Here is a 9564-nt window from a genome sequence, read left to right on the forward strand (position 1 = left end):
GGCAGGAGACGGGGAAGGCGGCTGGACGGGGCTTTGCGCGATTTGTGAAAATACGGCTTAAATGCAGTCGAAGATTACTTCTACAGACTGGGTCGTGACGCCGCGCAAGCCTTCGCTGTGGACCTCGACGGTATGCAGTTCTTTCTTGCGCTTGTGGCAGTAGGCCTCGGCCTCCTTCATGCCGGCGCTGCGCACGTGATTCCAGGACACGATGTCCCAGCGCGCACGGCTGGTGACCGAAAGATGTCCGTCCTGTCTCGAGTTGATACCGGTCACCGATGTGCATGCCGTCAGCATGCCGAGTCCGAGCAACAGGATGCCACCTTTCATAGAGTCCCCCCTGATTGCGCACCATTGTCGCCGCCAAACGTCGGCATTGGCAACCCGAAACAAAGGTTTGCAGACGTTGCATTACCGGAGGACAAGACGAGGCGGCGTGCGCTTGAGCGGCGCACGCGAGGGAAGATCCGGGCAAAGCCGGAAGGTGAACACGCTAATCGACACGCCGGAATGACGTGAATCACCGCGCGCAATCCCGCTAATACGCAGGACGATGCGCGCGGAGCCTGCTATCGGCACTCAGCCAGCGTTCAGCCGAGCCGGATTCAGTCGTGTGCGACGACCTTGCCGACCTGCGCCTGACCGGACACGAGGCACGAGGACATGAAGTTCTCGCCCTGGCTACGCGCGCCGAGCGTGCTGAAGCCGCGCGCCAGCGCCTCCAGCCGAACCAGTTCGGAGCCCTTCGCGCAGGATACCGAGCCGCCCTCGTGCGCCTGCACACGAGTCAGCACGCGGTTCCCGACGAGGAGTGCGAGGATGATGACGATGCCAATGTTGAATACCTGTCTCATGATTTCGTCTCCTTGTGCGTTCAGACTAGCTCAGGCTTTGCGCCGATGAATCCAGGAGTTTCCCGGCGATGCGGTGCAGCACATGCGGCGCGGAAAAACACCTTGAATTCCAGCGTAAAGATGCTTCGGCATCCTGCTGTTATCGGGGTCGATCCGCTTTGCCTTGCGCAGTAAGGCAGCCGGCCGGAAGCCATTAAAACGAGACAGGCATTGCAACGCAGCAATGGCGCATTGCGTCACTCCGCTTGTCTGCTAACCAATGTAATCCCGGACAAAAATAATCGTGCGTGGCAGATCGCCCCGGCCACATTCGCGACGATATCGCGGTTTGACGAGGATCAGTTTCGCGCGCGCTTATGGCGGCAATCATCGCGTCGGAAACGATCGTGAGGATCGCCTGGCGAATCTTGAAATGCGGGCGCCGATGTTGCACCATCGACGGTCCGGTCCTCTTTTTCATGCGAGGTGAGTCATGCAGTTGATTGGCATGATGGATTCCCCCTACGTGCGACGTGTCGCAATCGCGCTTCACGTGCTGGAGATGCCGTTCGAGCATCGCAGCCTCTCGGTGTTCGGCCAGTACGATGAATTCGCGCAGATCAATCCGGTCGTCAAGGCGCCCACGTTCGTCGACGATGATGGCACCGTGCTGATCGACTCCACGCTGATCCTCGATTACCTCGACCATAAAGTGCCCGCTGCGCGCCGCCTTCTGCCGGAGGAAACGCAGGAGCGCACCTTTGCGCTGCGCGTGAACGGCTTCGCGCTGGCGGCCATGGAGAAGACCGTGCAGCAGGTCTACGAGCGCCGCCTGCGGCCCGAGGAGCGGCAGCACGAGCCCTGGTTCGCGCGCGTGAACGCGCAGATGCACGCGGCGTGGGCGGTGCTCGACAAACTGCTGGCGGGGCGCGAAGGCTGGCTGTGCGGCGGCCGGATCACGCAGGCCGATATCACGGCGGCGGTGGCGTGGCGGTTCACGCAGTTCGTGTTGCCGGATGCGGTCGATCTGGCACGATATCCGGCTGTGGCGGCGCTGTCCTTGCGGGCGGAGGCCTTGCCGGCGTTTGTCGCGACGCCGCTGGCTTGATGCGACGGGCGGCGTTGGCCGTCCGAGCCTTGCTGCGCCGCTCGAACAACGATTGTTCGAGTTTGACGACAAGTGACTTCGCGCTCGGCCCATTTATCGGCGGACGCTACATTCCTAGAATGCTCCCATGTCAATACCGCTGCGTCACGAAGGCGTAGCGGGTGTAGCGGGAGCCGTCATGAAAGACTTTATCGAACGACAACTTTATCAGCCAGCGCTGGTCCTGCCGATGGTGGACCTGATGCAGCTGATGGTGTCGCTCGACTTCAACATGGGCCAGATCGGGCTGCTGGTTGCGACGCGCGGCGCGCGTGCCGCTTTCCAGCGCTCGCGCGATCTCTGGTGCGCGAGCCACGGCTGTGCAGCGCCTGGCGAAAGCGTGCACTGACCGGCCCTTGTTCGACTGTCTTTCCCGAGCGCTACGCCTGACGCAAAGATCGCCTGAAGCAACGCTTCCCCCCCGACGCGCAGCGGCATCGCCCGTTTGCTGTTGTGCTGTCACCCTGTAAGCCACCCCATGATCCGGGGTGGCTCTTTTTTTGCCGTTTTCCCGGCATAAAGGCTTCACGGACGCGCTCGCGCGGCGCGCGACGCCCCCGGCGTACCATGACGCGAACGTGTTCCGGTGCGCGCGGCATGCGACGTGCGCGCTGGGTGTTCCTCACGCGAAGGAGGGCGGCATGGCACAGCGATTCGATGCGATCGTCATCGGCACGGGGCAGAGTGGTCCGCCGCTGGCCGTGCGGCTTGGCGCGAGCGGGCGCAAAACGGCGGTCATCGAGCGCGCGGCGTTCGGCGGCACCTGTGTGAATGTCGGTTGCACGCCGACCAAGGCTTACGTGGCCTGCGCGCGTGCCGCCCATGTGGCGCGCCACGCGGGCGATTACGGCGTGAGCATCGGACCGGGTGGCCATCACAGCGAAGTGAGCGTCGATCTCGCCTTCGTGAAAGCGCGCAAGGACCGCATCATCGGCGCCTCGCGCGATGGCGTGGAGCGCTGGCTGCGCGACGCGCAGAACGTCACTGTGCTGCAAGGACACGGGCGCTTTACCGGGCCGAATACGGTGAGCGTGATGTCCGAAGGCGGGCAGACCGAGACGCTCGAAGCCAGCGAAATCTTCATCAACACCGGTACGCGCGCCGCGGTGCCGGCGGTGCCCGGGCTCGAACGCATCTGGTACGAAACCAATTCGACGATCCTCTCGCTCACCGAATTGCCCACGCATCTGGCGATCTGCGGCGGCAGCTATGTGGCGCTGGAGTTCGCGCAGATATTCCGCCGGTTCGGCAGCCGCGTGACGGTGCTGGTGCGCGGCGAGCGCATTCTCGCGCGCGAGGACGACGATGTCGCGAAGGCCGTGCAGGACGTGCTGGTGAGCGAAGGCGTGGAGTTTCGTTTCGGAAACGCGCCGGATAGCGTGGCGCCGCTGGGCCCGACGCCCGCGCATGGCATCCGCATTGCGCTGGGCGGCGAAACGCTCGACGTCTCGCATCTGCTATTCGCCACCGGTCGCATTCCCAATACCGACGATCTCGGCCTCGAAGCCGCGGGCATCGAGTGCGACACGCACGGCCTGATTCCCGTCGATGGCCAGTTGCGCACGCGTGTGCCGGGCGTCTGGGCGATCGGCGATGTGAACGGGCGCGGCGCCTTCACGCATACCTCTTACGACGATTACCAGATCGTCGCGGCGAATCTGCTGGACGGTGCGCACCGCAGCGCCGACACGCGCATTCCCGCCTACGCCGTGTTCGTCGACCCGCCGCTCGCGCGCGTGGGCGCAAGCGAGCGCGAAGTCCGCGCGAGCGGCAAGCCGGCGCTGATCGCCACCTTGCCGATGTCGCGCGTCGGCCGCGCACGCGAGCGTGGCGAGACGGCGGGTTTCATGAAAGCGCTGGTCGATGCGCAGACGCAGCGCATCCTGGGCGCGATGATCTTCGGCATCGAAGGCGACGAGGCGATCCACACTTTCATCGACACCATGACGGCCGACGCGCCTTGCACGACGCTGCAATTCGCGATGCACGTCCATCCGACCGTGAGCGAACTCGTGCCGACCTTGCTCGACGGTTTGAGGCCGCTCGTATGAGCGGCGCGTCGAATCTGTTCGAAGGGATCGACGCCCATGCGCGCGAGGAAGTGTTCGAGCGTCTCGTTGCGCAGGATGGCGTGCTGATCGAGCGGATCGTCTCGACCGGGCAGGCGAGCCCGGCGGGCTTCTGGTACGACGATCCGCGCGACGAGTGGGTGGTGCTGCTGTCCGGCGCGGCGGAACTGGAATTCGACGACCGGCGCATGCGCCTGACACCCGGCGATCATGTGCACATTCGCGCGCATTGCCGGCATCGCGTCGCGTGGACGGACCCGCAGACGCCAACCGTGTGGCTCGCCGTATACTTCGGCGCGTGATTAGCGCGTCGTGTGACGTGCGCCTATTTCCGCCGATCCAGACCAGCCCATGCCTCATCGAAAACCGCTACGCGTCGCGCTTGTTTCCGATACGCACAATCTCGTGCGCCCCGAGTTGCTGGCCTTTGTGCAAGGCTGCGATGCGATCGTCCACGCGGGCGATATCTGCGACGCCGCCGTGCTCGATCAGCTTCGTGCGCTTGCGCCGCTCACCGCCGTGCGCGGCAACAACGACCGCGGCGCGTGGGCCGAAGCGCTGCCGGTGCAGACGGTCGTGGAGATCGGCGGCGTGGCGATCGTGGTCGTCCACGAGTTGCCCGATCTGCGCGGCGATCCCGCCTCGCAGGGCATTGCCGTGGTCGTGAGCGGTCACTCGCACAAGCCCTCGCAGGACACGCGCGACGGCGTGCTCTATGTGAATCCGGGCAGCGCGGGGCCGCGCCGCTTCCGGTTGCCGATCACCGCCGCGATGCTGACGATCGGAAACGACGGCGCATTGCAGGTCGAACACACCCAGCTGATCGACTAGATTCGCAAAGCTTCGATAAGCGCAGACGCAAAAAAGCCAGCTCGAAGCTGGCCTTTTCATTGATTTCCGATCGGAAATGTTCGGCTTACACGCGCGCAGGCATGGCGGCGTAGTCGTCGTCCATCTCGCGGGCGAGACGCACGCCGCGCAGGACGGCATGGGCTTCGGCCTTGGTGCTGACGATCGGCGCCGAACCCGGCAGCGGGCGGCGCGCTGTTTCGTGCAGCGCCAGCACCGAGACGATGCCGACCACGGCCGCGCCCATCAGGTAGTACGCGGGCATCATCAGATTCTGCGTGTGCTCGACCAGCCAGGCGGCGACCAGCGGCGTCGTACCGCCGAACAGCGAAACCGACACATTGAAGCCAATCGCCAGCGCGCCGTAGCGGATCGCCGTCGGGAACAGCGCGGGCAGCGCCGAAGGCATCACGCCCGTGAAGCACGACAGCAGCGTGCCCAGAATCAGCAGGCCGAAGAACACCGGCAGGACAGCGCCCGTCTGGATCAGCGTAAGCGACGGAATCGCCAGCACGATCAGACCCACGCAGCCCGCGAGCATCACCGGCTTGCGGCCGATGGCGTCGGACAGACGGCCGAAGGCGATCGTCATCGGCACCATCAGCACCATCACGGCGAGCACGAGGAACAGACCGTGCGTTTCGTCGAAGTGCAGCGTCGCCGACAGATAGCTTGGCAGATACGACAGCGCCATGTAATCGGTCACGTTGAAGATCAGCACGAGGCCCACGCACAGCAGGAAGGGGCGCAGATGCTGCGTGAGCAGCGAGTGCAGCGTGAGCTTGGGACGCGACACTTCTTCGGCTTCGCGCAGTTCGACTTCACGCTTGAAGGTCGGCGTTTCCTCGAGCTTCGTGCGGATGTACAGACCCACGATGCCGAGCGGCCCGGCGATCATGAACGGCACGCGCCAGCCCCAGTCGAGCAGTTGCTGATGCGAGAGCAGGGCGGTCAGCACTGCGACCGTGCCTGCGCCGAACACGTAGCCCACCATCGTGCCGCACTCCAGGAAGCTGCCCATGAAACCGCGGCGCTTGTCGGTGGCGAATTCGGCGATGAAGGTGGCTGCGCCGCCGTACTCGCCGCCGGTCGAGAAACCCTGCACGAGACGCGCGACCAGCAGCAGCACGGGCGCGGCGATACCGATCGAGTGATACGACGGGATCAGGCCGATGGCGAAGGTGCCGCAGGCCATCATGATCATCGTCATCGCGAGCACGCGTTGGCGGCCGATGCGGTCGCCGAGCGGGCCGAACACCATGCCGCCGATCGGGCGCACGAGGAAGGCGGCCGCGAAGGTGCCGAAGGTAGCGATCAACTGCGCCGACGGGCTGCTCGACGGGAAGAACACCTGGCCGAGCGTGACGGCGATGTAGCTATAGACGCCGAAGTCGAACCATTCCATGGCGTTACCGAGCGCCATGGCGCCGACGGCGCGTTTGAGGAGGCTTTTGTCGACGATCGTAATGTCGTCGAGCGTAAGGTCGGATTGGGCCGACGAGCCGGAAGTGGAAGCGGTCAAGGTCTGCATCTCCAATGACTGCGACGAACTCCAGAAGAGCTCGCCACGGTTGCCGGAGAGTGCCGTTTCGCGATAGCGGCCGATGATGGCTGCGGGTCGCGCGGGAACGCCGCAAATGGGAACGTCCGGTCCGGCTGCGGCGTTGGCGTGCAGGCGGTGCGCGAGTGGCATGCTGAATGTCGCGAAACGACACTCGATCAAATTGTGCGTATGCGTTGCGCCTGCGTGGCCTTGTTGGGGGGCAGGGCGCATGTGACGCTGGACCAGCACGAGGGTGCCCGGTGAAGCGTCGCTGAAACGAAAAAGAATGTCCGTGTGGCGGAACGTTCTTCTTGTATAAAAACACTCAGGCTGAAGGCGGTTTTGGGTGCCGACCTGAATGCAATTGATGGCTAATGCCTGTCGAAAGAAGCGACATGATAGCACGATAACTGAAGATCGTGCAAACGGCCCCATTGTCGCAGTGCCGGCGGGCAGCCGTGAGGCCTTATGGGACGGGGGATTGCGGCGATTCGGGCGGGCCAGGCGCCCGGCCGATCTTTCGCGTGAAGCGCATAAAAAAACCGCGCTCGAAGGCGCGGTTTTTGCGGGATTTCGCGGGCCGCGATCCAGTCAGGGACGGATCGAACGGGGCGATGTCCGGCGGGCTTAGCCCTGGGTCGGCGGCACGAAGCCCGATGCCTGATCGGCGCCTTCACCGAAGAAGTACTTTTCGGTCTGCTTCATCAGGTACTGGCGCGCGCGCGGATCGGCCATGTTCAGGCGGTTCTCGTTGATCAGCATGGTCTGCTGCTTGAGCCAGCCTTGCCAGGCTTCCTTCGAGACGCTTTCATAGATGCGCTTGCCGAGTTCGCCCGGCAGCGGCGGAAAATCGAGACCTTCGGCTTCCTTGCCGAGCTTCGCGCATTGGATCATACGGGCCATGCTGTGCTTCTCCTAAGTCGTATGTGTGGGGTGGCTTGCGCCGCTCAGAGCTGCTTCATCAGCACGAGCGATTTGCGCTGCCAGTTATAGAGGCGGCGGCGGTCTTCGGGCAGGTCGTCGACTGTGGCCTTGACGAAGCCGCGCTTGAGGAACCAGTGTTCGGTGCGCGTGGTGAGCACGAAAATACGCGTGAGGCCGCGTGCGCGGGCGCGTTGCTCGATACGGCGCAACAGGCGTTCGCCGTCGCCGGAACCTTGCGCTTCGGGCGAGACGGTCAGACACGCCATTTCACCGATGCGCTCCTGCGAGTAGGCATACAGCGCCGCGCAGCCGAACAGCACGCCATCGTGCTCGATCACCGAGAAATGGTCGATGTCGCGCTCGATCTGGTGACGGCCGCGGCGCACCAGCGTGCCGTCCGTTTCGAGCGGCTCGATCAGCGTAAGAATGCCGCCGACGTCGTCGGGCGTGGCTTCGCGCAGGCTTTCCAGGTTCTCGTACGAGATCATGGTGCCCACGCCATCGTGCAGGAACAGTTCGAGCAGCAGGCCGCCGTCGAGCACGTAAGGGATGATGTGCGCACGGCCCACGCCGCCACGGCAGGCGCGAATCGAATGCTTCAGATAGAAACCGGCGTCGCCCAGCACGGTGCCGCTTTCCTGCAGCTTGTAGGCGTCGTCGAGCGACATTTCGCGGATCAGCTCGCTGTCTTCGCCGATCAGACCCTGCGTTTCCGTGAGGAACACGATCTTGTCGGCGCGCAGCGCGATGGCCGCAGCCGACGCCACGTCTTCCATCGACAGATTGAACGCTTCGCCCGTGGGCGAGAAACCGAGCGGCGAGAGCAGCACGAGCTTGCGGCTGGCGAGCGAATGGCGGATCGAATCGGCGTCGATCTTGCGCACGACGCCCGTGTGCTGGAAATCCACGCCGTCGAGAATACCGACCGGACGCGCCGTCACGAAGTTGCCGGAAACGACGCTGATGTGCGCGTGCGCCATCGGCGTGTTCGGCAGACCCTGGCTGATGGCGGCTTCGATATCGAGACGCACTTCGCCAGCGGCTTCCTTGGCGGATTCGAGCGCGCGGGCATTGGTGATGCGCATGCCGTGCGAGAACTCGGATTCGACGCCGTGCAGGCTCATCTGTTCTTCGACCTGCGGGCGCGAACCGTGCACCAGCACGATCTGGATGCCCATGGCCTGCAGCAGCGCGATGTCGGCGACGAGCGCGTTGAGCAGATTTTGATGCACCACTTCTCCGCCGAAACCGACGACGAAGGTCTTGCCCTGAAATGCATGGATGTAGGGCGCGACCGATCGCATCCAGTCGACGAATTGTGCGTGCTGCGCGGCCTGCTGTGCAGCTTGCTCAGCAGCGGACTCCGCGGCGGCGGCGGAAGCCGGCGCATTCGCGGTGGCGGGGACGAGGTCGGTTTGGGAATTCATGCCCGGGATTATAATGCGCCCCCATGTCGAATGTACCCAAAAGACCTGCCTCGGCGCAGGGCAGCAACACCTCCGCCGGGAAAGACACGGCGCACGGCGGCGCGCAGGAAAAGCGCGCGTCGCAAAAGTATGGCGATGGGCAGAATCTCGCGTCGTCGGACCGGCTTGCCGCGCTGATGAAGGGCGGCGTGCTCGGTGGCGCGCGCGTGCAGGACAAGCGCGCCGCGACGCCTGCCGCCGCGCCCGCGCAGCCGAAACCGCAGCAGGTTCAGGCGCCGAAGGCGACGCAAACGCCGCAAGCGACGCAAACGCCTCAACCGGCCCAGACTCCGCGCCAGCCGCAAGCGCCGAAAGCCGAACCACGCGCCGCTCAACGCGATGAAGCGAAGCCCGCGCCGCAGGCGCGCGGCGAGCAGCGTGCGCACGAAGCGCGTAATGAGCGTAGCGAGCGCAAGGAACGCACTGAACGCGTGCAAACCGCCGTGCCGCGCGAAGCGAAGCCATCGCAGGAACGCCGCGAGCCGCGCGATGCCGGTGCGCAGGCGAACCCGCCGCGCAATCCGCCGCCGCGTGCGCAACAGCAGCCGAAGCAGCAGGCAACCCAGCAGCAGGCAAAGCCGCAGCCGAATCAAGCACCGAATCAAGCACCGACTCAAGCGCGCCCCAATCCGCAACAGCCCGCGAAGCCGAAATCCGGCCACGCGCCGCGCGCTGGCGGCGAAGGCGCACGCGAACCGGCCCCACGTCCGCTACGCCCGGAGCGCGAACACCG

General features: G+C 64.8%; 10 protein-coding genes and 1 pseudogene. 6 read left to right on the plus strand and 5 right to left on the minus strand.

Annotated features, from left to right (window positions below):
- Positions 1-57: 57 nt before the first annotated feature.
- Positions 58-330, minus strand: a complete 273-nt coding sequence (locus G3N59_RS22760; protein WP_205985012.1) for a hypothetical protein — start codon at positions 328-330, stop codon at positions 58-60.
- A 275-nt stretch (positions 331-605) separates the two neighbouring features.
- On the minus strand, positions 606-854 hold the full coding sequence (locus G3N59_RS22765; protein ID WP_205985014.1) for a hypothetical protein: 249 nt from the start codon (positions 852-854) through the stop codon (positions 606-608).
- A 472-nt stretch (positions 855-1326) separates the two neighbouring features.
- Between G3N59_RS22765 and G3N59_RS22770 the strand changes: the two genes are divergently transcribed.
- The 5 genes from G3N59_RS22770 (at position 1327) to G3N59_RS22790 (ending at position 4880) form a co-directional block, all read left to right on the plus strand.
- The gene (locus G3N59_RS22770) at positions 1327-1941 is read left to right on the plus strand and encodes a glutathione S-transferase (RefSeq protein ID WP_205985022.1); all 615 of its coding nucleotides are present in this window, start codon (positions 1327-1329) and stop codon (positions 1939-1941) included.
- A gap of 178 nt (positions 1942-2119) precedes the next feature.
- On the plus strand, positions 2120-2329 hold the full coding sequence (locus G3N59_RS22775) for a hypothetical protein (protein ID WP_027814986.1): 210 nt from the start codon (positions 2120-2122) through the stop codon (positions 2327-2329).
- 292 nt (positions 2330-2621) lie between these two features.
- Positions 2622-4031, plus strand: coding sequence for an FAD-containing oxidoreductase (locus G3N59_RS22780; RefSeq protein ID WP_205985024.1), 1410 nt, complete (start codon positions 2622-2624; stop codon positions 4029-4031).
- Complete coding sequence (locus tag G3N59_RS22785) at positions 4028-4351, plus strand: cupin domain-containing protein (protein WP_205985026.1); 324 nt, start codon at positions 4028-4030, stop codon at positions 4349-4351. Before G3N59_RS22780 ends, G3N59_RS22785 begins: the two co-directional genes overlap by 4 nt.
- A 49-nt stretch (positions 4352-4400) precedes the next feature.
- On the plus strand, positions 4401-4880 hold the full coding sequence (locus tag G3N59_RS22790) for a metallophosphoesterase family protein (RefSeq protein WP_205985028.1): 480 nt from the start codon (positions 4401-4403) through the stop codon (positions 4878-4880).
- An 85-nt stretch (positions 4881-4965) separates the two neighbouring features.
- On the opposite strand, the gene proP is transcribed toward G3N59_RS22790, so the two are convergent.
- The 3 genes from proP to argA all read right to left on the minus strand — a co-directional run bounded on the left by proP (position 4966) and on the right by argA (position 8792).
- Positions 4966-6429, minus strand: a complete 1464-nt coding sequence (proP, locus tag G3N59_RS22795) for a glycine betaine/L-proline transporter ProP (protein WP_205985056.1) — start codon at positions 6427-6429, stop codon at positions 4966-4968.
- A 639-nt stretch (positions 6430-7068) separates the two neighbouring features.
- Positions 7069-7344 carry an oxidative damage protection protein gene (locus G3N59_RS22800; RefSeq protein WP_065060302.1) on the minus strand — a complete coding sequence of 92 codons (276 nt, stop codon included), beginning with the start codon at positions 7342-7344 and terminating at the stop codon, positions 7069-7071.
- 44 nt (positions 7345-7388) lie between these two features.
- Positions 7389-8792 carry an amino-acid N-acetyltransferase gene (gene argA / locus G3N59_RS22805; RefSeq protein ID WP_205985030.1) on the minus strand — a complete coding sequence of 468 codons (1404 nt, stop codon included), beginning with the start codon at positions 8790-8792 and terminating at the stop codon, positions 7389-7391.
- A 23-nt stretch (positions 8793-8815) separates the two neighbouring features.
- Between argA and G3N59_RS22810 the strand changes: the two are divergent.
- Positions 8816-9564, plus strand: a pseudogene (locus tag G3N59_RS22810) (hypothetical protein); the annotation flags it as partial.

This window comes from Paraburkholderia sp. Ac-20340, assembly GCF_017104965.1.
Lineage (GTDB): Bacteria > Pseudomonadota > Gammaproteobacteria > Burkholderiales > Burkholderiaceae > Paraburkholderia.

What these genes read in the sequence shown, in the direction of transcription:
- G3N59_RS22775 (WP_027814986.1), top strand. Translation starts at nt 2,120, where the DNA reads ATGAAAGACTTTATCGAACGACAACTTTATCAGCCAGCGCTGGTCCTG.
- argA (WP_205985030.1), bottom strand. Translation starts at nt 8,792, where the DNA reads ATGAATTCCCAAACCGACCTCGTCCCCGCCACCGCGAATGCGCCGGCT.
- G3N59_RS22770 (WP_205985022.1), top strand. Translation starts at nt 1,327, where the DNA reads ATGCAGTTGATTGGCATGATGGATTCCCCCTACGTGCGACGTGTCGCA.
- G3N59_RS22760 (WP_205985012.1), bottom strand. Translation starts at nt 330, where the DNA reads ATGAAAGGTGGCATCCTGTTGCTCGGACTCGGCATGCTGACGGCATGC.
- G3N59_RS22785 (WP_205985026.1), top strand. Translation starts at nt 4,028, where the DNA reads ATGAGCGGCGCGTCGAATCTGTTCGAAGGGATCGACGCCCATGCGCGC.
- proP (WP_205985056.1), bottom strand. Translation starts at nt 6,429, where the DNA reads ATGCAGACCTTGACCGCTTCCACTTCCGGCTCGTCGGCCCAATCCGAC.
- G3N59_RS22800 (WP_065060302.1), bottom strand. Translation starts at nt 7,344, where the DNA reads ATGGCCCGTATGATCCAATGCGCGAAGCTCGGCAAGGAAGCCGAAGGT.
- G3N59_RS22790 (WP_205985028.1), top strand. Translation starts at nt 4,401, where the DNA reads ATGCCTCATCGAAAACCGCTACGCGTCGCGCTTGTTTCCGATACGCAC.
- G3N59_RS22765 (WP_205985014.1), bottom strand. Translation starts at nt 854, where the DNA reads ATGAGACAGGTATTCAACATTGGCATCGTCATCATCCTCGCACTCCTC.
- G3N59_RS22780 (WP_205985024.1), top strand. Translation starts at nt 2,622, where the DNA reads ATGGCACAGCGATTCGATGCGATCGTCATCGGCACGGGGCAGAGTGGT.